Origin of the sequence: Pseudolactococcus laudensis (assembly GCF_013449735.1) — a bacterium.
Lineage (GTDB): Bacteria > Bacillota > Bacilli > Lactobacillales > Streptococcaceae > Pseudolactococcus > Pseudolactococcus laudensis.
The window spans coordinates 55,349-81,464 of the sequence record NZ_JACBNY010000001.1 but is presented as its reverse complement, the minus strand read 5'-3'; the positions used below and the strand labels follow the sequence as shown (position 1 = coordinate 81,464).

Sequence of the window (26,116 nt, the reverse complement as noted above, 5' to 3'; positions counted from 1 at the left end):
GTTAGTTTACTACTTCCATAGTTATTTGTCAAGCTAGACCCCAATACCCCAGAACACTCTTTACCATAAGATAAAACATGTTAGCAGGAATCATCCTGACACATCTGATTTTTTCATCTCGTTTCATTTATCTATAAACTTTTCAATTTAAATAATCAAAGGTATTTCCGTCTTGTCAAAATTTTTATAAAATTAAAAGTATATGAAAACAAAATGGAAAAAGAATTTTTTCACGCTTTTTGTCGGTCAACAATTATCCTTTTTCACAAGCATGATTGCGCAATATGCCTTGATTTGGTATTTGACCGATCGCTCTAAAAGTCCAACTTTACTTGCCATGTATATGCTAATTGCATTTATCCCTGGGATCATTATTGGTCCCTTAGTCGGTCCACTAATTGATCGCATGAATAAGAAAATTCTCTTACTGTCAGGTGATTGGATTGTCGCACTTGCTGCAATTATCCTAGCGATTTATGGGCAAGGTGGTCCACTGCCTTTTTGGTTATTAGGTGTCGCCATGTTCATCAGAAGTTTTGCAGGTGCCATTCAGACACCAACAACTCAATCCATTATCCCGACACTCGTCCCAGAAACATTTGTACCTAAAGTCAGCGGGCTCAACGGTGCATTTAATAGCGCCTCAATGATTATCACACCAGCTATTGGCGCGTTTTTTTACAGCCTGCTACCCATTTCTCAAATCATGCTAGTTGATGTCGCTGGTGCCATTATTGCGACAATTACAGTACTAATGACACAAATTCCTAGTTTTGAGCATCTTGACAATCCAAACTCCTATCTTCATGAACTAGTGGCGGGTTTTAAACTCGTCCGACATCATAAAGGTATTTTCAACTTCTTAATCATTACAACCTTAATTGGTATGTTTGCATGGCCCGCCTTTTCACTCTACCCCCTGATTACGACCACTTATTTCCATGGTAGCATTTCAGACGCTTCTATCGTTGAAGTATTTTGGTCCATTGGTTCCCTCCTCGGAGGCCTCCTCATTGGACTTTTCGCCACAACCAAACGACGATTGACGATTGGTGTCATGTGGTATTATCTGGCAGGGATTGCTTTCACACTCATGGGCTTCTTACCCGACAATCGACATGGGCTTTGGCTTTTTATCGCCTTACAACTCCCCGGCGGCATCGGATTCATGGCCGCAAACGGTCTCTTCATGTCCATCGTTCAACAAGCTTTCCCCGCTAAACAAACTGGACGTATTATGGGCATTACACAAGCTATGGTTTCCATGGCCAGTCCGATTGGTCTGATTTTTGCAGCACCACTTGCTGAAACCATCGGTATACCACCCCTTCTAATTATTGCAGGTGTCAGCATTTTTATCGGTAATATCGCAAGCATGCTATTACCTGAAGTCAGAGAGCTTGACCACATGGTAGTCATGACTGATGCAACTGATGACAAAATTGACAACGACTGATGATGAAAACACAACTTAACATATCATGAACTTTATACTAGCGACACTGTCCTAAATAACCACAAAATAAAAACTCTGAAAGTCAAACCTATCCTGATTTAACATCAGATAAGGAAATTTTCAGAGTTTTTGATATTGATTTAGTCTTGTTCTTCTACAAATGTATTGAAAACTTCTTCAATCATATCCCATTCTTCATCAGAATCTTCTGGGATTGGTAAGAGGTCACCCTCAGTACCATCTTCATTTTGTGTATAAGCGTAAGCTTGAATTTCAACTTCACCGTTTTCGTCTTCTTCCGCACCAGCTGGTACAACTAAGACATAGTTTTTTCCAAATTCTTCTTGACCATCAATTGTCAAAAGAATTTCAAACAAAGTCTCATTTCCATGATCATCAATCAAAGTGATAAATTCTTGCTCATGTTCATGGTCATGATGATGTGTATGTTCAGTCATTATTTACTCCGTAATCTAGTTTATAAAGTGTGGCTATCAAGATAATTCTGTAAAATCAACACAGCCGCCAATTTATCAATATATTTTTTGCGATTTTCACGACGTGTGTGTCCTTGAATTAAAATTTTCTCTGCTTGGGCTGTCGTGAGTCGCTCATCTTGATAATCAACTGGAATACCAAATTTTTCGAACAATAAATCACCATAATGACGACTCGCTTGCGCCCTAATACCTTCATCATTGTTCATGTGTTTAGGTAAACCTAAGACAAATTTTGCAGGTTGATATTCTTTGACAAGTTCTGCCAAACGCTCAAACCCATAATCTGCTTTTGACTCATTAATGCGAATCGTCTCAACAGGCTGAGCTGTATAGCCTAACAAGTCGCTTACGGCCACGCCGACAGTTACACTACCGACGTCTAACCCCATTAAACGTTGCATCAAAGTGACACACCTTGATCCTTGAGGTAATTTTTAATCAATTCTTCAACGATATCATCTCGGTCAAAACGACGGATTTTGTTTCTAGCATCGTTGTGGCGCGGGATATAAGCTGGATCGCCTGATAACACATAACCGACCATTTGGTTAATCGGGTTGTAGCCTTTTTCGCCGAGAGACTTGTAGACACTGACAAGTGTTTCGCCAATTTCTTTTTTGCTCGAGTCATCAAACTCGAAACGTACCGTTTCATCTGTAAAACTCATATCTGTCACCTCACTTCTGTAATTTATTGAGTTAGTTTCATTATAAGTTATTTTTGCTAAAAATTCAAACAATACTCTTCATTTTAGTGATTTATCTGGACAAATGAAGAAAATGCTGACATTCTCCAAACTACCGGAAAATCTCTAGCATTTTTAAGACTTATGGTAGGATATTACCTGCTGCCATGTATAAGCTATACCATTCTTCACGCGTCAACACAATATCTGCAGCCTCTGTCGCTTCAATAATACGAGATGGTGTCATTGTACCAAGAACTGTTTGGATCTTAGCAGGATGGCGATTAATGAAGGCGACAGCGATACCAGATGGCGTTACCTTGTATTGCTCCGCAAGCTCTAGTAATCTAGCATTAAGTTCAGGGAACTTTTCATCATTTCCAACAAAGACACCTTCGAAGAAACCATATTGGAAAGGTGACCAAGCTTGAATCGTCATGTCGTGAATCCGTGAATATTCCAGAATACCACCATCCCGAACGAGACCCGCTTGATTTTCCATGTTAACATTAATGCCAGCATCAATCATGCCCGTGTGTTTAAGACCAAATTGAAGTTGATTGATATTGAGTGGTTGTTTAACCGCTGTTTTCAGGAGTTCAATTTGACCAGGGTTTTGATTGGATACCCCAAACGCACGAACCTTACCAGCTTTTTCAAGCTGAGAGAAAGCTTCTGCAACTTCTTCAGGCTCAACCAAGGTATCTGGACGGTGTAAAAGAAGTGCATCGAGATAATCAGTATCTAGACGTTTCAATGAGCCTTCTACCGCTTTAATGATATGTTGTTTTGAAAAGTCAAAAGCAATCCCTGGTTTAATCCCAACTTTAGATTGTAAATAAATATCAGAACGCGAAATACTTGTTTCTTTCAACGCTTTAGCGAAAATCGTTTCGCATTCCCCAGCACCATATATATCTGCATGATCAAAGAAGTTAATGCCATTATCATATGCCGTCTGAATCGTTTCAACAGGATTTTTACCTGGTTCATTAATTCGCATACAACCTAAAATAAGTTGGCTAGCTGTCATGTCCGTATTGGCAATTTGAATTTTTTTCATGGTAAGAGCCTTTCTATTCTTGTAATCGTTTCCAATTCTATTGTATCAAAAACTTGGCAATTATATCCACAAAAACTATATATATTTTAATTCTATTAAGTTTATTTAAAAAGTCCTACATTCAAATTGAGTCATAATCTAGCTTTAAGCCAAAAAGACAACAAAAAAAACATAGGCTCGAGTATCTATGTTCTTTTTATCGTATTTTATGCAGTCAAAACTGCGCGTCCTTTACGACGACGGCTAGCAACGACGCGACGGCCGTTTTTAGTAGACATACGTTTACGGAAACCGTGTGTTTTTTGACGTTTACGTTTACTTGGTTGAAAAGTGCGTTTCATAATGTTTTTCCTCCTGTACAGAATTTTTGATTGTCGGTAACCCAACAACCTTATGTCTAGCCTAGGCTTTTGATCAGTTACTAAACATACCATAATATTCTATCGTTTTTACAAGCATTTGTCAAGGTAATCTCAATTTTCTTTTGTCACAACAATATATCTGCCACTATCACGTCCAACAGAACGGCTGTTAACGCCTGGTTAAATGTTTGATACTTTGGAAATTTACCTTTTATAGTTTTTTCTTATTACTAGAATTTATTAGCCAGTTTTCTGCCAAAATTTCTATATACAAAAGTACCTAAATGTGATCAATAAGTTTTTAAATCTTATTGAGCCATCTGTATTTTTCTAGAGATATCCGAAATTAAATCAAAATTGTATTGATTTTTAGTTGTGATGACTAAAATATAAGGCTGTCTTGCATAAACGATGCCTGCATCATTTCGAATATCCCAAAGGAAACCAACTTTATCTGCAACAGCTTGACCTGTTCCTCTCGGTATACCAGTCCGATAAATCTGGTTTCTCATCAAATCAATGAGATAGGCAACATTACCATTTCTAGAATTATTATAATAATATTTCAAAATATTGACTAAGTCCTTAGCTGAAGTTGTCGCATGGTCTGGATTATTGAAAATACCAGCATAACCTTTACTTTTTAAAAATTTATCAATGTTACCACTGCCGTAATTTATTTTAACCCACTCCGAAAAATTATTGCCTGAATTAATAATCATGTCATAAAAACCTGAACGGAAAGTACCACCCGGCCAGCCCGTGTTCCAATTTGCTTTACCGGTATCCATCAAATTAAAAACATAAAGGGCGATAAAAAGTTTATAGGTTGATGCCGATGTCACAAGTGCATCACCATTTTTTAGAATAGTATCGCCTGTACTCAGATTATAATACCCCGCACTCATGATATTGTTATTACTGTTAAAAATAGGCAAAATCTTTTGATTAGAGTAATCAGCTGCACCGACACTTGACTTTCCAGAAATAGAAGGTGCTGCACCATTTTTATGGACAAGGCGTACTTCGATAGCCTCTAAACGTTTGCTTGCTCCTGTACTCCCAATTATCCCATCGTTTTTTGTCCAAGCTAACCAACCTTTTCCTTCAACATGGCCACGATAATAGACATCATAGAATCGCGAAATTTCCCCATTTATTGAAATTCGCAAAGCTTCAAGTCGACGAGATTGTCCCACTGTACCACTGATGGCATCGTTATAAACTGTATTTTGCCATCCAATGCCTTGAACGTGGGCTCTATAGCTAACATTACCTTGTAAGTTAGTATCTCTGATACTAGCTCTGATTGCCTCAATCCGTTTAGATTGGCCTGTTGTTCCAGCGATTTGCCCACTTACTTTAGGCGATTGCCAACCATAATTTTGACCATGGACTTGATAAGAAAATTTTGTATTGCTACCATTGACAAAAGTACGTTTGGTATCGAAATTTTTTGTATTTTTCGGTACCAGTTGAATCTCAATCCCCTCTAGTCGTGCAGATAACCCTTGACTACCTGATTCTTGACCATTTTTTGCCCACGATAACCAACCAATCTCTTGAATATGCGCACGATAATAGATGTCATAATGTGCCGCAAGCTCATCTGTCAAGTAAATACGGATTCCCTCCATGCGTTTACTTTGCCCTGTTGTACCACTCAGAACACCATCTTTTTGTTCAGCTTGCCAACCGATATTTTGGATATGCGTTTGATAAATAATTTCACCCGAGTAAGTCGCATTTTCCAGTTTAATTTTGATGCCCTCTAGCCGTAAAGAACGACCTTGTGTCCCTGACATGGCACCGTTTTTGACCCAATTTTGCCAACCAATACTTTGAACATGGGTTTGATAAGTAACACTTGTTTCAACAACTTCAATAGTAATTTCGGTTGACACTTTTCCATCTTGAGAAGTGACTATAATCTGTGCTTTACCTAAAGCAATGCCTGTAACTTGACCCGTTCCATCTACTGTGGCTACTTTGGGATTTGAGCTTTGATAGGTGACGATTTGAGGAGCATCAACGGGTGCCACACTTACTGTCAGTTGTGTAATTTGACCAACTGCAATCTTTTCTTTTTCACTTGTAGCTGTGATTTTTGTCGCAATGACTTCTTTCGTAGTCGTTGAAGTTTGCTCTTCTACTTGTTGACTAGGTGCTACATTTTCTGCTAATGATTTGCTCTCATGAGTAGTTGACGTAGCCTGAGTAGTTGATGAAGTCTGAGTTGACTTTATCTCTGATTTATCAATTGTTTCACTACTTCTATCATTTTCATCAGCTAAAGTAATTCCTGTATAAACTGCAAATATACTCATCAACAAGGTCAATCCAATAATAAACTTTGCCAAACCCCTCATAACAGACTCCTTTAAAACGCATTTTATTCTTATTATAACACTTTAAATAGTAATATGTAAATCAGTTTAATAAAAAAATAATAAAAATTCTTGATTTTGAGACAAAACAAAAAACACCGTACGCCTTAATGTTTTAGGCGTACGGTGTTTTAACTTCGCAAATATCAAACTTACTTATGCTACCACTTTTTACAGATATTTGTCAAAATAATCTTATTTGCATCTCAATTTTCTTTTGTCACAACAATATATCTGCCACTATCACGTCCAACAGAACGACTGTTAACACCTGGTTCACGTGAGATAATAGCATGGACGATTTTACGTTCATTGCTTTGTAAATCATTGATATAAACTGTTTCACCATTACGCGCACGTTTTGCCGCATGATGCGCTAAGCTAGTAATGTAGACTTTACGCTTTTCATGATAATCCCCAACATTTATGGCAAGGATTACACGTTCTTCTGTCAAGCTGTTAGCATATGCTTTAGCTAAAACTTGTAAAGCCTGTAAAATTTTACCATGTTTACCAATTAACAAACCGTCCTGCGATGATTTAAGATTGAAAACAATCAAACTGCCATCATTTTGAGCCGAAACCGATGCTGGAACACCCATATCTTGTGTGATTAATGTCAAATATTTTGAGACTTCTTTAATCACTTTATTTTGACTGTGTGTCATTGCCTCAGCTACTGCTGCAGGCGCGATATCGCCTTCAAGGTCAACTAATTTTCTTTCAGCAATTTCGTTCTTAGCCTCTTCGATGATTGCATCTTTATCTTCTTGGCTTAAATCACCCGTGCTTGCTTTTTCAGCTGCTTTAACTGCCTTAACAACTTGTGATAACTCAAGCGTTGCTTCCATAGCGGATTGAACTTTCGGTGAGTCTGCAATAAAATCAGCATCTAATCCACGCGTGGCAAGGCGGTCAGCCTGACGAACAGTTTCTTCGTGGATAGCATCAATATTAACACGGGCACGTTTTTTACCAATGCCCAAGAACCCTTTTTTATCTTTCTGCTCAATTTGAATATGGACATTTTCACGTTTGACGCCAAGTTTTTTCAACCCACGCTCAATCGCTTCATCTACTGTATTTCCTGTAAAAATAGCCATCTCTTTAACTACTCCTTTATTAGGTATTGCTTAAGTACTACTTTGATGTTGATAAACGTATCTAAGATAAGTTTATCTCTTTTTATCACTGATAGCAATCTACGCCGTCAGTCTCTAAAATTTAGCTTATTTTTTCTTCTTAGCTTTTGCTAATGCCTTTTGACGAGCCTTTTCTTTATTTTTTTCTGCGTTCGCCTTGGCGGCACGTTCCTCTTGAAGTTTAAACGGATTGTTCAAAAGCAAGGTTTGGAAGACTTGGTAAGCATTTGATACGGTCCAGTAAAGTGCCACACCAGCTGCAACGCTAACGCCCATCCCAAAGATGAGAATAGGCATAACATACGTCATACTCGTCGTCATTGCATTTTTTTCAGGCGCTGCCTTCATTGTTAGCCACGAGCTAGCAAAGGTGAATACTGCGGCAAGAATTGGCAAGATAAAATAAGGGTCGTGTCCAGAAATATCAAACCAAAGGAAATGACCATCACGCAGAAAATCAACACGCGTAATGGCTTGATACAATGCCCAGAGAATTGGCATTTGCACCAGTAAAGGCAGACATCCCATATAAGGATTCACACCATTTTCCGCATAAAGTTCCTGTGTTTTTTCAGCAACTAAGCGTTTGCTTTCCGCATCTTTACCCGGGTATTGCGCTTGAATTTTTTTCAATTCAGGTTGCACTTCTTGCATTTTACGCGTTGATTTCATTTGTACGTGCATCAAAGGCAATAAGAGCGTTCTGATGATTAAGGTGAATAAAATAATGCCTAGACCGACCAAACCACCAAATGAAAGAAAGTGGATGATTTGGGCAAACCCGTAAACGAATTGCTCCCAAAGACCACTTGAGTGTCCTGTAATATCCGTACGGCCACAACCCGTTAAAACGAGGACCGCTATTCCTGATAATGCGACTAATTTAAGTTTTTTCTTCACAATTTTCCTTTTCTATAACTTAACGCTGTCATTTAATTAAAATCCTAAAAACTAAACTGATTATATCTCTGATTTCTGATAAATTTTTGCTACCTTCAAGACGTGTGTCAAATTTTTTTGCACTTCATCAAACGGCAAGGTTTCAACCCCTTTTCGACAAACAATCACAAAATCTGTTTGTGATAAATTGTCAGAAAGCGGCATTAACGCATGACGAACAAGACGTTTCACACGATTTCTGGTGACCGCATTCCCTAATTTTTTGCTCACTGAAATCGCTGCTCTAAAATGTGTCGTTTCTGAAGGCAATTGGTAGACCACAAATTTCTTGTTAGCCGTTGATTTTCTGGCAGAAAAAATTTTATCGAAATCAATCTTTTTCTTAATTCGTAAAGCTTTTTTGATTGCCAAAATAGATTCTCCTACAGTAATTTATCTAACCAATTCTACCATAAATATGCAAAAAATGCACCATTTCAAGGGTACATTTCTCATTTATTTTGATATAAATTAACACGTTATTCTTTTTCAGAATCAACTTTCTGCTTTAAAGCATCCTGTGCTAAAGCAATTTGCATCTTGACTTGTTCAAAGCCTGTGCCACCATAGGAATTACGGCGTTGAACAGCAGTCCGAGACTTCAAAGTCTCATAGATGTCTGAGTCGATTAAGGACGATACTTCTTGGTAGCGTGTCAATGGCACATCTTGCAAGTAATAACCCGCCTTCGTACATTCTAGCACCATTTCTCCGACGATTTCATGAGCTTGACGGAAAGGCAGTCCTTTAGCAGCTAGGTAGTCAGCAAGTTCTGTGGCGTTTGAGAAGTCTTTTTCAGTCGACTCTGCCATGATGCTTTCATTGACCGAAAGCGTCGACAGCATTCCCGCCATAACATCCAGACTGGTCAAAATCGTGTCTGCCGTGTCAAACATACCTTCCTTATCTTCCTGCAAGTCCTTGTTATAGGCCAAAGGCAGAGATTTCATGACCGTGAGCAAGCCAAAGAGATTGCCATAAACCCGACCAGATTTACCACGGATCAGCTCAGCCATATCAGGATTTTTCTTCTGCGGCATGATCGACGACCCCGTTGAAAAAGCATCCGACAGGGTCACAAACTGGAACTCATTGCTACACCAAAGGATCAGCTCCTCGCAAAAACGCGACAGGTGCATCATGAGAATGCTGGCATTGCTGAGAAATTCAAGGATAAAATCACGATCACTCACCGCATCCATCGAGTTCACATAAATGTCGCTAAAGCCCATGAGTGCCGCCGTTTCTTTCCGGTCAATAGGGAAAGTCGTCCCAGCAAGTGCCGCCGCTCCTAGCGGCGAAATATCAGCGTGTTTCATATTAAACTCAAAACGCTCAAAATCGCGTGTTAACATACTATAGTAGGCCATGAGATGATGACCGAATGAAATCGGCTGCGCATGTTGCAAGTGTGTATAACCAGGCATGATTGTCTCAATATGCTCTGACGCCAAGGTCACAATGACTTCACGCAAGTTTTGTAATTTATCCATGGTTTCTGATAAGGTGTCTTTCATCCACAGATGCATATCCGTTGCGACTTGGTCATTACGTGAGCGTGCCGTGTGAAGTTTACCTGCGACTTGTCCGATTTCTGCATGCAGATAAGTTTCCATATTCATGTGAATATCTTCGTTTTCGATTTTAAATTCGATCTCGCCCGCTTCGTATTTTGCTTCAACTTTTTGAATACCTGCCTTGATTTGTTCAGCTTCCTCAGCTGTTAAAATCCCTGTTGAGGCAAGCATCGTCACATGCGCAAGACTACCTTTTAGGTCTTGGCGTGCCATTTTTTGATCAAAAGTAATCGATGCCCCAAAAGCTTCTGTTTTTTTATCTAGGCCTTCTTCAAATCTACCGCCCCATAGTTTCGCCATGTTGTTCTCCCTTAGTTTATGTTGGTCGCTGTTAATCAGCTGATTTTTAGTAATTTTAATTATGGTGTTTTTTTACCATTTTCGTATTGTTTTGCCAAAAGAATACCAATTTGGTAATAAATCAGCGTTTTTCTTACCGATTTCGTATTGTTTTACCAAAAGAATACGAAATCGGTAGTGAATCATCTTTTCAACCACCGTAATTATATTGAGCAACTTGATTTATTGTGGTTAGTTCATTATATCAAAAAAGCGCCTAGTCTAGCGCTTTTAAGCGAAATTGTAACTCTCTGATTACTTTTAATCTCTATTTAAGTATGTGGTGAAATCTCACGGAATTTCTTAACCTGACCAATCACTCTCTCTGTAGCAATTATTGGCTTTAAGTGTCTCAAATCCAGTTCTCTGACTTGGTTTATTTGATGACTGGCTTATTTTTCTTTATCGAGTTTATCCCAAACTTGAGCATTGACTTGTGACGGCAGTCCCCAAAGTTTGATGAAACCGACAGCTGCATCTTGGTCAAATTCGTCAGCTGCTGTGTAAGTTGCTAAGTTCTCATCGTAAAGTGAGTTAGGTGATTTACGACCGATACAGATAGCATTGCCTTTATAAAGTTTCACTTTCACTGTCCCATTGACAACTACTTGTGTGCTGTCGATGTAAGCTTTGAGGGCATCCGTTGCTGGATTAAACCAGAGACCATTGTAAATCGTGTTTGAGAGTTCATTTTCAATTACTGGTTTGAAATGTGATACTTCACGAACAAAAGTAATGTCTTCAATGTCTTTATGAGCTTTCAAAATAACAGTCGCCCCTGGACACTCGTAAATTTCACGTGATTTAATCCCGACTAGACGATTTTCTACATGGTCAATCCGACCAATACCATGTTTACCAGCGATAATATTGACATCATTAATAAGTTGATATAAGGGCAATGCTTGACCATTGAGCGCAACAGGAATGCCTTTTTCAAAGGTCAATTCGATGAATTCAGCTTCATCTGGTGCATTTTCGATAGAGGTTGTCATGAAGAAAGCATCTTCTGGACATTCGTTCCAAGGATTTTCAAGAATCCCCGCTTCAATCGCACGACCCCAGAGGTTCATGTCAATTGAGTATGGATTGTCAAGGTCAGCGGGTACAGGGATACCATTCTTTTTAGCATACTCAATTTCAGCTTCACGAGACCATTTCCATTCCCGAACTGGTGCTAAAACTTTCAAGTCAGGGGCAAGTGAATGAATTGCCACTTCAAAACGAACTTGGTCATTTCCTTTACCTGTACAGCCATGTGCAATGCCAGCAGCACCTGTTTCACGCGCCACTTCCACCAATGCTTTTGAAATCAATGGACGTGACAAAGCTGAAACGAGTGGATATTTTTGTTCATACATGAGATTACCTTTGATAGCGTAACCAACATAGTTATGAGTGAAATCTTCTTTAGCATTGATAACGTATGACTCAATAGCCCCAACGGTCAATGCTTTTTCTTTGATGAAGTCGAGGTCTTTGCCTTCGCCAACATCCAAACAAGCTGCGACAACATCATAGCCTTCGTCAACGAGCCATTTGATTGCAACTGACGTATCTAAACCACCTGAATAGGCGAGTACAATTTTTTCTTTTGCCATGTGTATAAGTCCTCAACTTCTTTGTTTTTTGATTATATATACATTTTACTGCATAAAAATACATTTGTCAAGCGATTTTTTGCATATTTTTTCATTTTTATTGCTAATAATTTAAAAATCGCCTCAATAAGCGATTTTTATTGTTCTTCTTTCGTAAAATTCAGCTGCTCCATCAACCACGCCATATAGTTTTCCTTTTCGTAAACAATGCTAGCAACTGTTGGCATGGAAGCTTTGGCTAAAATTTCTTCATCATCACTAGCCAATTTTGCCTCATCAAGTGTTACATCAAAAAAACAAAAGGGTATGCACTAAACAATTTCTTGATAAATATTAAACATCTATCTTTATAATTTAAAATTGATATTTCAATCTTTTAACAGATAATCTGTTGATTTTCCAAAAAATTCTGACAGTGCTAAAACTTGTTGAATATTAGGATAACTTCGTTCATGCTCCCAATTTGCTATGACAGGTGGCGAAACAAATAATTTTTGAGCTAGACACTCTTGAGTGAGGTTCAATGCTTGGCGTTCCAGCTTGATTTTTTTTGAAATATTCCCTCCCTTTACTTTACATAATTCCTCATCACTTAAATCGATAATTTTAAGAAATTTAGACTCAGTTTGAATAAGTTGCAACGCTTCTTGATCTGTTATGTCTAAAGATAAATGAACAGCATTTTTATAATCACCTAAGCTAAACAAATATTTAACCGCGATTGCAGACGCATAATCTTTGGACATGAGTGTTGTTTCAAAGGATGTTTCGTTGTTAATCTCAGAATACTGTTCTAAAAATAGTTCAAATCGCTTTTGTTGCTTTTGATGTTGCTTTAAAATTCTCCCTAAATTATTCATAGAAAGCATGAAATAATTATCAGGAAACAATCTCAATAATACTGCTGTTTTATCAATTAATTCATTTATTCGACCAAGACTTAAAAGGAGCATGATATATTTCTGAGTCAGTGTATGAAAATCATCAGTTAACTGAAAATTATGTTTTTTCCAGCCTTGTTTTTCTTTTTTTAATATGACGCAATCTACAAGCTTAAAATAGCGTTCGCATTCAATCGCATCCCCCTGAGGAAAAGGAAAATTCAGCAACATTTTTATATTACCAGTGGTTTTCTCTAGTTCTTCATTGACTAACTTAGTGTAACGTTCAAGTTTATTGAATTTTTCCATTTCTTCAATGAGCGCCCCCTGATTTTCAAGAAGAAAATCAATTCTAACTTTCGTTATTTTTGCATCATACAATTCTTCATGTATTTTATTGACATAATGTGTTGTACCTTTTCGAAGTCCTCTTTCTGCAAGTGTAAAGCTATTTTGATTTGGTCTTTTGATTTTAAACTGAATTGCAACACTTTCATTACTAAGAGAAGCTAGCAAAGCTGCTATATTTCTTAATATATTTTTATCAATAGTTTCAAATAGTACTTCATCAGAATCTACAAAGAAAATCCAGTCAGTTGTTACCTTAGAACTGGCAAAGTTTCTCATCAACGAAAAATCTTCAACCCACTCTTTTGAAAATAACTGCAATTTATCTGATTCTATTTTATTGATTTGTTCAACTGTTTTGTCTGTTGACCCAGTATCAACATCTACAAACTCATCACATAAATCTAGCAAATTGGATATGGCAGGATATATTCTATTTTCCTGATTTTTAACGAGCATTGCAATTCCGATTGTACTGTTTGCTATAAAATCTTGATATCTTAAATTTAACTTCTCAAAATATTCTCTCTTAGAGAGTGTTTCATAATTCTCTTTAAAAGCATTTTTTAAGTCAATTTTTTTAGCAATTTCTAGTATCTCTGAATAATTAATAGACGATGCCATAGATTCAATATCTTCAGTTAACCAATTTTTATACATAAAAACCTCTCATAATAAAAAAAAGAGCAAGTGGACTCTCTCTATTTTTTAATTTCCTGTCGCTGCGTTAAACACTTGACCTGCAAAGTTGACCAATGGTGCTAAAATTCGACTAACTGCATCATAGCGATAGGCGCCACCGTTTACAGCCGAAAGTTCTTCATCGTTCAGTTCTTCATATTGTGCAAAAATCTTGTCCATAGGTTCACTCATCATAATTTTTTACATCCGCATTTGGATATTTTGTTTGAATAGCATGTTGATAAGCCTTTGCGTACTTTGAAAGTCTGATTACCTCATTAGTATTTTCATCTTTCAAGCCTTGATACAATTCAGATAGCTTTACTGCCTTTACGTTAATAAACTCTTGATTGAGTTTAGCTTCAACTGTTTCAAAGTAAACTTGTTTTTCTTTTGAAAAAAGTAGTTCACGTCCTAGATACAAATCACTATCGATTTCTGTTACAAAATACATGGCATGTCTCCTAAATATTTAGCATTCGCTACTTGTTGAAGATGACGTCTCATCTTCATAGCTAAATTCTATCATAATTTCCAACTTTTTAACCCTCAATATTTTAAGGGTTCTGAATTTTCAATCTTTTGTTTTCTATTACCCCAAAATGGCTTATCAAATTTAGAATTCTGAATCTATCCTACATGATGGTTATCACTACTTATAGTATACCTTAAATTTTTCGAGAAAAACCCTATATGCCGTGAATGGTCGAAAATATGCCACGAATAACCAAAAATTTGTATGAGTGACCAAAATATACCCTGAATGACATCTAAAACAGAGTCAATCACGCTACAAACACATTTTAGTCACCAAATATGCTCATTTTCCCTTTTTTTGTTACAATATAACAATGATAAAAAAGAAAACACTATTTAAAATAATCGCAGGCATTGTCGCAATCCTAGCCATCGTTTCAATCGGTGCTAGCTTTTACTTCTTCCATGTGGCGCAGGTTCGTGGTGATAAGTCCTTTATCAGTCATGCCGCAACACCTAAGTCTTCTCCCGTTTACCAGGATGAGAAAGATTTTCTCAAGTTAGACAAAGAAAACTTGTCCCTGAAAAATGACGGTTTAAATCTCAAAGCTTGGTATGTCCCAGCTGAAAATAAAACAGATAAAACAGTCATTGTGGTGCACGGTTTTAACGGTAGCAAGGAACAAATGGCTGCTTACGGTATGCTTTTCCATAAACTAGGCTATAACGTGCTCATGCCCGACAACCGTGCGCATGGCGCATCTGAAGGTACCTTGATTGGTTATGGGGTGACAGACAAACATGACCTCATCAAGTGGACAAATCAGCTTATCAAGACTAACCCTAAGTCTGAGATTACCTACTTTGGCCTTTCTATGGGCGCAGCCACTGTGATGATGGCATCCGGTCAAGATTTACCTAAAAACGTAGTGAACATCATCGAGGACTGCGGTTACAGCTCGGTCTGGGATGAGCTGACTTTCCAAGCCAAGGATATGTACAACCTGCCAGCCTTTCCGCTACTCTATGAAGTATCGGCAATCTCTAAAATTCGCGCAGGTTTCGCCTATGGCGAGGCAGATGCAAGCTCTGTCAAGGCGCTCGCTCACAACAAGCTACCGGTTCTCTTCATCCACGGTGATGCCGATGATTTTGTACCGACAGCAATGGTTGATCAAAATTACGCCGCAACGAAAGGCCCACGCGAAAAATTTATCGTCAAAGGGGCTAAACATGCTAAATCTTTGGAAACAGATAAGGCTGGCTATTATGCCAAGGTCGCTGCCTTTTTAGATAAATATTAATTTGAACGCAACAAAACGATTTTTAATGATTAAAAATCGTTTTGTTTTATATCGCTAGCTACACAAATCTACTATAATATGATAAAATGAAGGCAATGAACTTTTAAATGGGAGAAAACAATGACTGATGAAAATACAGTAGAATTAAACGACCAAATGCTGGTGCGCCGCGAGAAATTAGAAACACTTCGCGAAGCTGGACTTGACCCGTTTGGTAAGCGTTTTGAGCGTGATGCTAACTCAGCAACTTTAAATGCTAAATACGCTGATAAGTCTAAAGAAGACTTGCATGAACTTGCTGAACGCGCAACGATTGCTGGTCGTATTATGACTAAACGTGGTAAAGGGAAAGTCTCTTTCGCCCACATCCAAGACCGTGAAGGTCAAATTCAAATTTATGTTCGCAAGGATAATGTCGGTGATGAAGCCTACGATATCTTCAAACACGCCGACCTCGGTGACTTCTACGGTATCGAAGGTGAAGTCATGCGGACAGACATGGGCGAGTTATCTATCAAAGCAGATAAGATTACTTTCCTATCTAAATCCCTACGTCCATTGCCAGAAAAATATCATGGTTTGACAGATACTGAAACCAAATATCGTAAACGCTACCTAGACCTGATTTCTAATCGCGAAAGCTTTGAGCGTTTCGTCACACGTAGCAAAATCATCTCAGAAGTTCGTCGCTACCTTGACAGCCAAGACTACCTTGAAGTTGAAACACCTGTCCTTCACAACGAAGCCGGTGGTGCTGCCGCAAAACCATTCATCACGCATCACAATGCACAAGACATCGACATGGTGCTTCGTATCGCGCTTGAGCTTCATCTTAAACGCCTCATCGTCGGCGGCATGGAAAAAGTCTATGAAATCGGTCGTGTTTTCCGTAACGAAGGTATGGACACAACGCATAATCCTGAGTTCACCATGCTTGAAGTCTATACAGCTTATACCGACTATACAGACGTCATGGACTTGACAGAGGGCCTCATCCAACACGTTGCCAAAGCAGCCGTTGGTAAAGACGTTGTTGAATATGACGAGCAAACAATCAACCTTGCGGACAACTTCAAACGCATCCACATGGTTGATGCCATCAATGAAAAAACAGGCGTCAACTTCTTTGACATCGTTGATTTCGACGAAGCTGTTAAAGTCGCTGAAACACACGACATCAAAGTTGAGCCTCATTTCCGCTGGGGCCACATCGTCAATGAATTTTTCGAGAAATATGTCGAAGCAACCTTGATCCAACCGACATTCGTCTATGGACATCCGGTAGACATCTCACCACTGGCTAAGAAGAACCCAGAGGACGGCCGCTTCACTGACCGTTTCGAACTCTTCATCGTAGGTCGTGAATTTGGTAATGCCTTTACAGAGTTGAATGACCCGATTGACCAGCTAGAACGTTTTGAAAAACAAGCGAGCGATGCAGCAAACGGGGATGACGAAGCAACAGGCGTTGACTACGACTTCGTTGAATCATTAGAATACGGTATGCCACCAACTGGCGGACTTGGTATCGGGATTGACCGTTTGGTTATGCTCCTAACAGGTGCCCAATCTATCCGTGATGTACTGCTTTTCCCAACAATGAAATAAACCAAAATCATAATCGCTTTCTCAGATCATCTCTGAGTCAGCGATTTTTTATGTCGCTGGCATACCACCGCATAAATGATCCGACCGTGCTGGACATGAGAGAGGATTGAGGCAGCAAAAAACAGGTGCCATGCTGTGACTTATTTCTAAAGTAAATGATTTTGAAATGGCTTAAAATCTGTTGATAAATGAATGAAAATCAAAAAAATTGTGATATACTTACCTTACAAATTTGAATTTGCAGGAAGGGATATAATGGGCAAACAAGTGATTCATATATATGGTGCGTCTGGTTCTGGGACCTCAACTATTGGTAAATATATATCTGATAAATTGGGGTTCTATTTTATGGATACTGATGATTATTTTTGGCAAGCAACAGATCCACCCTATACTATAAAAAGAAATATTTCAGAACGATTATCTATGATGAAAAAAGATATAAATGAACATGAAAAAGTTGTTATATCAGGTTCACTTGTTGACTGGGGTGATGAGTTAATTCCCTTATTTTCATTAGCTATTCGAGTATAAACCGATACGAATAGACGACTTGAAAGATTGAGGAGAAGAGAACGAGAACATTTTGGGGACAGGATTGATACAGGAGGAGATATGTATGAAAATCATCAAGAATTTTTAAACTGGGCGGCGGCATATGACGACGGTGGCTTAGATATGAGAAGTAAAGCAAAGCATGATGAATGGCAAATGAAATTGTATTGCAAGCATATTATTGTAGATGGCAGTTTGCCATTGGAGAAAAATTTTCAAATGATTCAAAGTTATCTATAAGTTCCAGTTTATATGTTGATGTACTGGAATGTAACTATAAAAGTGGGTAACACTTTGAAAAAATCGTATATATTCGTAATAAATCGCTTTAAGCAATTCTATTATTTTCCAACAATGAAATAATATTAAAATCACTTATGACATTAAGCAGTCATAAGTGATTTTTAATAGGTTTCATCTAATATCCCAGATCCAAATCCACACGATTTTTGACTTCTGTACCATTTCTGAAATCTGCTAAAACGTTCGCAAATATGTTCAGAGCACGGTCAAGATAATCTGAAATATCACCTGCGACATGTGGCGTAATCAGTACATTTGGCATCTCCCAAAAGACCGATTCGCTACCCAATGGCTCATCTTTAAAAACATCCAAACCTGCAAAACCAACTTGTCCATTATTCAGCGCATCGATTAACGCTACTTCGTCAACCGTTCCGCCACGCGATAGATTAATCAATGTGGTGCCTTTTTTCATCGCTGAAAAGATGTGATGATCAAATAAATGGTAAGTTTTAGGTGTCAATGGTAGCAGTAAAACAACAACATCTGCTGTTGCAACGGCTTCGATGAGTTTGTCTGTTGGATACATGGTTTGATAATTTTCCTGCTGCCTACCCGTTCATGAAACACCTGTAACCTGCATCCCCATTGCGATGGCTTTGCGAGCTAGCGCATGACCAATCGTTCCCGCACCAACAACACACAAAGTTTTGTCATGAACAGTCGTGAACTCCCCCTCGTTATGCGCCCAATGATGCCGCAACTGATTTTTAACAGCTAAATTAATCTGACGCGTCTGTGCTAAAATCATCGCTAAAGCGTGTTCTGACATATGCTCTGCATGAAGACCACGACTATTCGTCAAAATAACTTGATTCGCTTTCAAATAATCAAAAGGCATTTTATTGACCCCTGCTGATAGGGTGAAAATCAATTTGAGGTTAGGAAAATGCATCAAAAATTCAGATGTCACATTTGGCTCAGAAATTAATATCTCAACTTCTGGATAAAATACCGTTAGGTGTTTATCAATACTTAAGAGTTGATCTGAAAATAAGGCCTCATAGTATTGTCTCATCTCCCTAGACATCTCACGCATAATAGCAATCATATCAGCATCTCCTTTATCAATTCTCCTCATATTTTACCATAATCTCTCCATTTTCAGCGTGTCTGCAATTATCATCTGGTTTTATAAAGGCACAAGCTATCCTGGCAGTAAGCGTAAGGTATCAGTAAATCAAAAAAGAACGCCTACAATAGACGTTCTTTTCTTGATAAAAACTTAGGATAAGTCTGAAACTTATTTTGCTTTACGCAAGGCACCAAACACAATACCTGAGATAACTGCACCGATTGCTACAGCTACTAGATACATGATTGGATTACTTGTCAAAGCGATAACGAAGATACCACCGTGTGGCGCCATGAGTTTGATCCCAAGCGCGCCGACAAGACCACCTGTAACAGCAGAACCGAGGACAAATGAAGGAATGGCACGCGCAGGGTCAGCTGCGCCAAATGGAATCGCACCTTCAGTGATGAATGAAAGACCCATGACGATATTTGTCAAACCTGAATCTTGTTCTTCTTTTGTGAATTTGTTTTTAAAGAGCAATGTTGCAACAAAGACTGCAAGTGGTGGTACCATACCACCAGCCATAACTGCTGCCATGACAACTGAACCACCAGAAGCAACAGTTGCTGCAAGTGTACCTGTACCAAAAACATAAGCGGTTTTGTTAAATGGTCCACCCATATCGATAGCCATCATACCACCAAGTAAAGCCCCTAGTAGAACCGCATTGGCACCTGATAAACTATTAAGGAAGTTTGTCAAACCACTGTTGATAGCTGCCATTGGAATATTGACAAAGAGCATGAGGAAACCAGTAATCAAAACACCTAATACTGGGTAAATCAAGATTGAAACAATACCGTTAAGCGAGCGCGGAACATTAGAAAAGACTTTTTTAAGAATGAGGATAACACCACCGGCAAGGAAACCACCGACAAGCGCGCCTAGGAAACCAGACGGTACACCAGCCAGAGCTAATGTCTTCTCACCACCACTGGCAAATGGTACTTTACCAAAGGCAAGACCATTTGACGCAATCGCACCCGCAACGAAACCTGCTACTAAACCTGGTTTTTCAGCGATAGAGTAGGCGATGTAACCTGCAAGGATTGGTAGCATGAAACCAAAGGCTGCGCCACCGAGTTGTTTGAAGACTGATGCTAATTCATGGTAGCTACCAAGGTTAGCGAGTTGGTCTTTTGGTACACCCATGGCATTATCAATGAGGAAGGCAATCGCAATCGCGATACCACCACCGATAACGAACGGTAACATACTTGAAACACCACTCATCAAGTGTTTATAGAAAGCTTTACCAATGCTGAGTTTTTCCTCAGATTCATTTTCTTGGGCTTGACCTGTTGATTTATAAGTTGGTAAGTTACCCGAAAGTGCTTCTTTAATCAAGTTTTCTGGTTCACGAATACCAGCTGCAACTGGTTTCAAAATCAATGGTTTGCCATCGAAACGATCCATTTCAACTGCTTTATCAGCTGCGATAATAACACCTTTTGCTTTTTTGATGTCTTCTGCTGTCAATTTGTTACCGATACCAGATGCACCATTTGTTTCGACTTTAATTGCCACACCGAGCTCTTTTGCTTGTTTTTTAAGCGCTTCTTCAGCCATATAAGTGTGGGCAATACCTGTCGTACAAGCTGTTACTGCAACAACGAAGTCTTCGTCATTGTTGACAGATGCAACAGACTCTTTGACTGTTTCTTCTTCAGCGGCGTTGAATGCTGCTAATACTTGGTCTGGCGTTGATGTTGAACGAAGTGAATCCGCAAAACCATCTTTCATCAGATACTTAGACAATTCAGCAAGTGCTGCTAAATGCGTGTCGTTAGCGCCATCCGGTGCTGCAATCATGAAGAATAAATCAGTTGGTTGACCATCTAGTGATTCATAGTCTAGTCCGCCATCTTTCTTAGCAAATAACACTACCGCTTCTTTAACTGCTGCATTTTTGCTGTGAGGCATTGCGATACCATCACCAAGACCAGTTGTTGTTAATGCTTCACGTGCTAAGATGCCATCTTTAAATGTATCAAAGTCAGTCACATAACCTGTGTCAACGAGTTTTTGGACCATTTCTGTAATGGCATCTGCTTTATTCGTTGCATTGAGCGATAGAATCATCGCATCTTTTTGTAATAAGTCCTGAATTTTCATAAGAAAACCTTTCTAAATATAAATTAAATCAAATTAACATTCTTCAATGACCACTTGGTCAGAAATTTCTTTGATGAAGGCTGCTTCTGCCAAGTCATCTGAGAAAGCTGTTGCAGTGCCACAAGCTACCCCTTGTCGGAAAGCTTTAACCGCATCATGCGACTTGACAAATTCTCCGACAAAACCAGCAATCATTGAGTCGCCAGCTCCAACAGAATTTTTTACTGTCCCTTTAATCGCTTTGGCAAAGTAAGTTTTTCCGTCTGCAAATAACAAAGCACCGTCGCCTGCCATCGAAATCATGGCGTATTGTGCGCCATCAGCCAGCAACTTGTGACCATAAGGAATCAACTCTTCTACGCTATCGAATTCGACACCGTAGATAGCACCTAACTCATGGTTGTTAGGTTTAACAACCAATGGGCGGTTGGCTAATGATTTAACCAAGACGTCCCCTTCGATATCAATGACAAACTCAGCGCCTTGCGCTTTGATTTTGTTGATGACATCTAGGTAGAAATCTTGCCCAAGGCTAGCTGGTGCTGAACCGGCTAGGACAACGATATCTGCTGCTGTCAAAACATCAAGTTTGGCAAAGAAGGCATCTCGCTCTGCTGCTGAGATTTTCGGTCCTGCACCATTGATTTCGCTTTCGATATTCGATTTGATTTTGACATTGATTCTCGTGTCTGATGCAATCTTGACAAAATCTGTTTGAATATCTTCTGCTTCAAGTTTTTCCTTGATAAATGCGCCAGTAAAGCCACCAAGAAAACCTAAGGCAGTCGAGTGCGAGTCAAGGCGAGCTAAGATACGTGAAACATTAATCCCTTTACCACCAGGGAATTTATCGTCGCTAGTCATTCGATTAACCTCACCTACTTTGAACTCTGGTAAGCGTACCAGAAAGTCGATAGATGGGTTAAGTGTCACTGTGTAAATCATGAATTTCCTCCGTAATAATGTCAATCTTGTCATCAAATTCTGCAATTTTTGCAAAATAGATTTGGCCTAGTTTTGAACTATCAGCTAAAATATATTTCTTTTTCGACTGTCGTAAAACTAAACGTTTAATCGTCGCCTCTTCTTCATCTGGCGTTGTGATACCACCATCTCGTGAGATACCATTTGCCCCGATGAAAGCCTTGCTAAAGTTAAAGGTCACTAGCTGCTGAATCGCAAAATTACCTGTAACAGCTTCTGTTGTTGGTTTAACGGCACCACCGATGATAATGGTCTTAATTTTTTTATCCATCAGCGTTGATGCCGTATGAACTGAGTTAGTTACAACTGTAATATTTTCCACATCCGTTAGATAGTCAGTCATCATGGCAACAGTTGTACCTGCATCCATGAAAATGACATCACCATTGTTAAGATGGCTGACTGCTCTTTGTGCAATAATTTGCTTGGCTTGCACGTTTTTAACAGATTTTTCAGCAACACCTTCTTCATATCGTAAGTTCAATAAACTTTCAGCTCCACCATGGACACGTCTGAGTTGTTGACATTTATCCAACTCTGTTAAATCACGTCTAACCGTCGATTCACTCGTATCCAACCCTTGTGCCAAAAGTTCCAAAGTCACATAACCTTTTTGATTTACAAGGTCTAAAATCTTTTGTTTTCTAGCGTTTTTTAGCATGGCCGTTCTCCTAATGATTCAGCAATATTTACCTAATGGCAGGTAAATCCAATACTTGCTGTAACCGTTTACAGTTCAATTATACAAGCAAAATAATTCATTGTCAAGCATTTTCTATCAAAAACTTCCAAAAATAATCGTTTTGACTTTTTTTCTTCCAAAAACTATCATTTGTTGTAAAAATAGAAATTTTAATCCTAACTTTTATCCGACACTTTTCTCACTTTTTTGATATAATGGAATAGTTAAGCGGAGGTGGCGGAATGGCAGACGCGCATGCTTCAGGTGCATGTATCCGAACGGGTGTGAGGGTTCAAATCCCTTTCTCCGCATCACTTTAAAAAGCAAAATAGTCTAGCAACTAAAATATAAGTTGCTAGACTATTTTTTTCTTGTCACAGATATATAACTTGATAGAATAAAAAATCTGCTTTCGCAGATTAAATTTTATTTTTCGTCACTATCTTTTTCATCAGTCTCAATAGGTTCATGGAAAGTCACACGTAGTTTAATGAGACGTGTCCCTTCAACCTCTAGACTGGTTAAAGTTAAATTGTCTTTTTCTGTCACAACATCATAATCAATTTGTTCTTTTTCACCTGGAATGGCACCAATACCCGCCATGAAATAACCGGCAATGGTATCAACATCATCTGATTCTAAGTGTGTATCGAAAAATTCATTAAAGTCATTCAGTGTTAAGCCACCTTTGACAATGAAAATATGCTCATTAATTTTGAAAACATCTTTCTCTGCAATATCAGATTCATCTTCGATTTCACCAACGATTTCTTCTAGCAGGTCTTCAAGGGTGACAATCCCTTCAACACCACCGTACTCATTAAGTAAAATGGCCATTTGATTTTGCGTTTTCTTTAATTCTCGTAATAGGTCATCAACAAAGATTGTCTCTGGCACAAAAAGTGGTTCTTGCAAAATCGGACGTAAATCAAGGTGATCAAATCCTTTTTCATAAGCACTTTTCAGTAACGTTTTGGTATGTAAAACACCTACAACCTTATCCTTATCATCAACGTAGACAGGAATTCTACTGTAGTTTTGAGCAAGAACAGCTGCGATATTCTCATGAATTCCTTCGCTAATATCAATCATAAAAGCATCAGTTCTTGGTACCATAATCTCACGCGCCATGAGCTCATCCAAGCTAAAGACACCTGCCAGCATCTCCCGCTCAATCTCATCTAGCACACTACTGTCTGCATTGAGCATGTACTCAATCTCATCACGTGTCATATTCTCAGAATTATCATCAAAAGTCATTGGTGTCAATTTACTGAGGATGTTAGTCGATGTCGCTAGTAACCAAACAAATGGGCTCATGATAACACCTAAAATTCTCAGTGGTGTCACCGATGCTAAAGCATATTTTTCTTTAAGATTTTGCGCGATACGTTTAGGATATAACTCACCAAAAACAATCGAAACATAGGTCAAAATGGCAAGAATAATCACCGATGCTAAATTTTTGGCTGCGAGAGTCCCACCCAAAACAGGTGCGAGTTTTGATGCCAAGGTATCAGCCAAACTTGCCCCAGACAAGATATTAATCAGGGTAATCCCGATTTGAATCGTTGACAGAAAGTTACTCGGTTGATTCAGAATACCGAGTAATTGTTGATATTTCTTATCACCTTCAGCAGCTCTTTGCTCGACACGCGCACGGCTAGTCGAGACTAGTGCCATTTCGGCACCTGAAAAAAGCGCATTAACGATGGTCAAAACAATCAGTAAACCAATTTGAAATAATAAGGACTGACTTTCGGGGTCAGGGTGCATGAGTTGTGTTCCTCCAATGTAGTTTCAGTGTTAGTATTAAGCCTGCTAGCATTTTTAAGCAGATATGTATCACACATCAGAAAAAATAGCTAGACAAGACATTATTTCTCTATTATATCATACTTCTCGTTTTCAGTCTCATCCAGTCGTGCTGCTTTATGATTTTCCCAAAGACGCCATGAGAACTTGACAATTTCTTTAACTAATGAGTAGAATGGCACAGCAATTAGCATCCCGACAAGACCATAGAGACTTCCGACGACAAGCATGAGCACCATAATGGTCACAGGATGGACTTCAACAGCTGATCCTACAACTTTCGGATAGATGATGTTACCATCAATTTGTTGCAAGGTCAGGACGACAACCACGGCAATCAGCGCTTGAACTGGGTTAGTAAAGGCCACGGTCAGTATAACCGGTATCACACCGATATAAGGTCCGATATAGGGAATGAGATTCGTTACTGCCGCAAAAACTGCAAACAAGAATGCATAGGGAATGCCAATAATTAAGTAAGAGATAAAGACTGTCACAAAGATAAACAAACAGTCAATCGCAGCGCCACTGATAAATTTGGAAATCGTGCCATTCATATCATTTAAGAGACCTACGATATTTAGTCTATCCGATTTTAAAACTGTTTTTTTCAAAAAAGGTAACATGGACTTGCCATCTTTTAACATATAGAAAAGTAAGACAGGAACCAAGGCTAGAACCATGAAGATTTTAGATACAACCGCAACGACATTGGACACACTCAAGGTTACACCAGACAGCAAGTTTTGTAGAATATCCATATAACTGATGTTGGCTTTATTGAGCAGAGCCTTGAAGTCAATCTCGCTAAAAGCAGGATTCTCGGACAATTTCTCCAACCATTTTTGCAATTGAGGGTAGATATTTCCTGATGCTTTAATTAAATCCGACAACTGAGTGATAGCGCTTGGTACTAGTGACATCATGGTATAGACGAAAATGCCGATAATCAAAATGAAAACGAGCACAATGCCCCAAATCCGTTTTAACTTAAATTTTTTCTCTAAGTAAGAGACTAGCGGATTAAAAACATAATATAAAAAACCTGCGATAATAAAAGGCAGAAATACTAATGAAAATAAGGTTGTCACTGGTTTGAAAACAAAACTAATATGTGTTAACAGCCAAATCAAGGTCACCACGGCCAGTATCTCTATTGTCCAAAAAAATAATTTCGAGCTTTTAAACATTTCCCCACCTACTAGACTGAGCAGGAAACACTGCACAGTACATC

At 38.7% G+C, this 26,116-nt stretch carries 25 protein-coding genes, 1 tRNA gene and 1 pseudogene; 6 read left to right on the top strand and 21 right to left on the bottom strand.

Annotation, left to right across the window (positions count from 1 at the left end; genetic code table 11):
• Positions 1-202 precede the first annotated feature (202 nt).
• A complete protein-coding gene (locus tag HZR21_RS00425) occupies positions 203-1,456 on the top strand; it encodes an MFS transporter (RefSeq protein WP_180745471.1) in 1,254 nt (417 codons plus the stop codon).
• Positions 1,457-1,596: 140 nt separating this feature from the next.
• On the opposite strand, the gene HZR21_RS00420 is transcribed toward HZR21_RS00425, so the two are convergent.
• The 15 genes from HZR21_RS00420 to HZR21_RS00355 form a co-directional block, all read right to left on the bottom strand.
• Positions 1,597-1,914 (bottom strand): DUF1292 domain-containing protein, encoded by a 318-nt coding sequence (locus HZR21_RS00420; RefSeq protein WP_031366252.1) that lies wholly within the window; start codon positions 1,912-1,914, stop codon positions 1,597-1,599.
• A 20-nt stretch (positions 1,915-1,934) separates the two neighbouring features.
• A complete protein-coding gene (gene ruvX / locus HZR21_RS00415) occupies positions 1,935-2,360 on the bottom strand; it encodes a Holliday junction resolvase RuvX (RefSeq protein WP_310592546.1) in 426 nt (141 codons plus the stop codon).
• Positions 2,357-2,623, bottom strand: coding sequence for an IreB family regulatory phosphoprotein (locus HZR21_RS00410; RefSeq protein WP_031366254.1), 267 nt, complete (start codon positions 2,621-2,623; stop codon positions 2,357-2,359). Before HZR21_RS00410 ends, ruvX begins: the two co-directional genes overlap by 4 nt.
• Before the next feature lie 160 nt (positions 2,624-2,783).
• Positions 2,784-3,704 carry an aldo/keto reductase gene (locus tag HZR21_RS00405; RefSeq protein WP_180745467.1) on the bottom strand — a complete coding sequence of 307 codons (921 nt, stop codon included), beginning with the start codon at positions 3,702-3,704 and terminating at the stop codon, positions 2,784-2,786.
• Positions 3,705-3,910: 206 nt separating this feature from the next.
• Positions 3,911-4,045, bottom strand: coding sequence for a 50S ribosomal protein L34 (gene rpmH, locus HZR21_RS00400; RefSeq protein WP_003138207.1), 135 nt, complete (start codon positions 4,043-4,045; stop codon positions 3,911-3,913).
• Between the two features lie 329 nt (positions 4,046-4,374).
• A complete protein-coding gene (locus HZR21_RS00395; protein WP_180745465.1) occupies positions 4,375-6,435 on the bottom strand; it encodes a serine hydrolase in 2,061 nt (686 codons plus the stop codon).
• 224 nt (positions 6,436-6,659) lie between these two features.
• Positions 6,660-7,556 carry an RNA-binding cell elongation regulator Jag/EloR gene (jag, locus tag HZR21_RS00390; protein ID WP_180745463.1) on the bottom strand — a complete coding sequence of 299 codons (897 nt, stop codon included), beginning with the start codon at positions 7,554-7,556 and terminating at the stop codon, positions 6,660-6,662.
• A 126-nt stretch (positions 7,557-7,682) separates the two neighbouring features.
• Entirely contained in the window at positions 7,683-8,495 is an 813-nt protein-coding gene (locus HZR21_RS00385; protein ID WP_180745461.1) for a YidC/Oxa1 family membrane protein insertase, read from the bottom strand.
• Positions 8,496-8,555: 60 nt separating this feature from the next.
• Complete coding sequence (gene rnpA / locus HZR21_RS00380; protein ID WP_180745459.1) at positions 8,556-8,906, bottom strand: ribonuclease P protein component; 351 nt, start codon at positions 8,904-8,906, stop codon at positions 8,556-8,558.
• Between the two features lie 107 nt (positions 8,907-9,013).
• Complete coding sequence (gene argH, locus HZR21_RS00375) at positions 9,014-10,411, bottom strand: argininosuccinate lyase (RefSeq protein ID WP_180745457.1); 1,398 nt, start codon at positions 10,409-10,411, stop codon at positions 9,014-9,016.
• A 431-nt stretch (positions 10,412-10,842) separates the two neighbouring features.
• Positions 10,843-12,051, bottom strand: a complete 1,209-nt coding sequence (locus tag HZR21_RS00370; RefSeq protein ID WP_180745455.1) for an argininosuccinate synthase — start codon at positions 12,049-12,051, stop codon at positions 10,843-10,845.
• A 137-nt stretch (positions 12,052-12,188) separates the two neighbouring features.
• Positions 12,189-12,317 (bottom strand): hypothetical protein, encoded by a 129-nt coding sequence (locus HZR21_RS11870; RefSeq protein WP_259276378.1) that lies wholly within the window; start codon positions 12,315-12,317, stop codon positions 12,189-12,191.
• Between the two features lie 102 nt (positions 12,318-12,419).
• Complete coding sequence (locus tag HZR21_RS00365; protein ID WP_180745453.1) at positions 12,420-13,940, bottom strand: glycosyltransferase; 1,521 nt, start codon at positions 13,938-13,940, stop codon at positions 12,420-12,422.
• A 48-nt stretch (positions 13,941-13,988) separates the two neighbouring features.
• Positions 13,989-14,141, bottom strand: coding sequence for a bacteriocin (locus HZR21_RS00360; RefSeq protein ID WP_180745451.1), 153 nt, complete (start codon positions 14,139-14,141; stop codon positions 13,989-13,991).
• Positions 14,142-14,145: 4 nt separating this feature from the next.
• Positions 14,146-14,415 (bottom strand): hypothetical protein, encoded by a 270-nt coding sequence (locus HZR21_RS00355; RefSeq protein ID WP_180745449.1) that lies wholly within the window; start codon positions 14,413-14,415, stop codon positions 14,146-14,148.
• Between the two features lie 400 nt (positions 14,416-14,815).
• Here HZR21_RS00355 and HZR21_RS00350 point away from each other — a divergent pair, with 400 nt between their 5' ends.
• The 4 genes from HZR21_RS00350 (at position 14,816) to HZR21_RS11525 (ending at position 18,145) form a co-directional block, all read left to right on the top strand.
• A complete protein-coding gene (locus HZR21_RS00350; protein WP_180745840.1) occupies positions 14,816-15,742 on the top strand; it encodes an alpha/beta hydrolase in 927 nt (308 codons plus the stop codon).
• 120 nt (positions 15,743-15,862) lie between these two features.
• Positions 15,863-17,350: a lysine--tRNA ligase gene (lysS, locus tag HZR21_RS00345; RefSeq protein WP_180745447.1), complete on the top strand. Its 1,488-nt coding sequence runs from the start codon at positions 15,863-15,865 to the stop codon at positions 17,348-17,350.
• Positions 17,351-17,542: 192 nt separating this feature from the next.
• Positions 17,543-17,884, top strand: coding sequence for a shikimate kinase (locus tag HZR21_RS11530; protein WP_219605535.1), 342 nt, complete (start codon positions 17,543-17,545; stop codon positions 17,882-17,884).
• A gap of 81 nt (positions 17,885-17,965) precedes the next feature.
• Positions 17,966-18,145 carry a P-loop NTPase family protein gene (locus HZR21_RS11525; protein ID WP_219605534.1) on the top strand — a complete coding sequence of 60 codons (180 nt, stop codon included), beginning with the start codon at positions 17,966-17,968 and terminating at the stop codon, positions 18,143-18,145.
• A 178-nt stretch (positions 18,146-18,323) separates the two neighbouring features.
• On the opposite strand, the pseudogene HZR21_RS11655 reads toward HZR21_RS11525, so the two are convergent.
• From HZR21_RS11655 to HZR21_RS00315, 4 genes and pseudogenes are all read right to left on the bottom strand, one after another.
• Positions 18,324-19,226, bottom strand: a pseudogene (locus tag HZR21_RS11655) (D-2-hydroxyacid dehydrogenase).
• A gap of 225 nt (positions 19,227-19,451) precedes the next feature.
• Positions 19,452-21,401 carry a PTS fructose transporter subunit IIABC gene (locus HZR21_RS00325; RefSeq protein WP_180745441.1) on the bottom strand — a complete coding sequence of 650 codons (1,950 nt, stop codon included), beginning with the start codon at positions 21,399-21,401 and terminating at the stop codon, positions 19,452-19,454.
• A 33-nt stretch (positions 21,402-21,434) separates the two neighbouring features.
• Positions 21,435-22,346 (bottom strand): 1-phosphofructokinase, encoded by a 912-nt coding sequence (gene pfkB / locus HZR21_RS00320; RefSeq protein ID WP_180745439.1) that lies wholly within the window; start codon positions 22,344-22,346, stop codon positions 21,435-21,437.
• Positions 22,324-23,046, bottom strand: a complete 723-nt coding sequence (locus HZR21_RS00315; RefSeq protein WP_004261159.1) for a DeoR/GlpR family DNA-binding transcription regulator — start codon at positions 23,044-23,046, stop codon at positions 22,324-22,326. The genes pfkB and HZR21_RS00315 overlap by 23 nt, the downstream gene beginning before the upstream one ends.
• 249 nt (positions 23,047-23,295) lie before the next feature.
• Between HZR21_RS00315 and HZR21_RS00310 the strand changes: the two genes are divergently transcribed.
• A tRNA-Leu gene (locus HZR21_RS00310) sits at positions 23,296-23,378 on the top strand.
• A gap of 115 nt (positions 23,379-23,493) precedes the next feature.
• Here HZR21_RS00310 and HZR21_RS00305 read toward each other — a convergent pair.
• Together HZR21_RS00305 and HZR21_RS00300 are read right to left on the bottom strand one after the other, a co-directional pair.
• On the bottom strand, positions 23,494-24,843 hold the full coding sequence (locus tag HZR21_RS00305) for a hemolysin family protein (protein ID WP_180745436.1): 1,350 nt from the start codon (positions 24,841-24,843) through the stop codon (positions 23,494-23,496).
• A 101-nt stretch (positions 24,844-24,944) separates the two neighbouring features.
• Complete coding sequence (locus tag HZR21_RS00300) at positions 24,945-26,072, bottom strand: AI-2E family transporter (protein WP_040525604.1); 1,128 nt, start codon at positions 26,070-26,072, stop codon at positions 24,945-24,947.
• Positions 26,073-26,116: the final 44 nt, after the last annotated feature.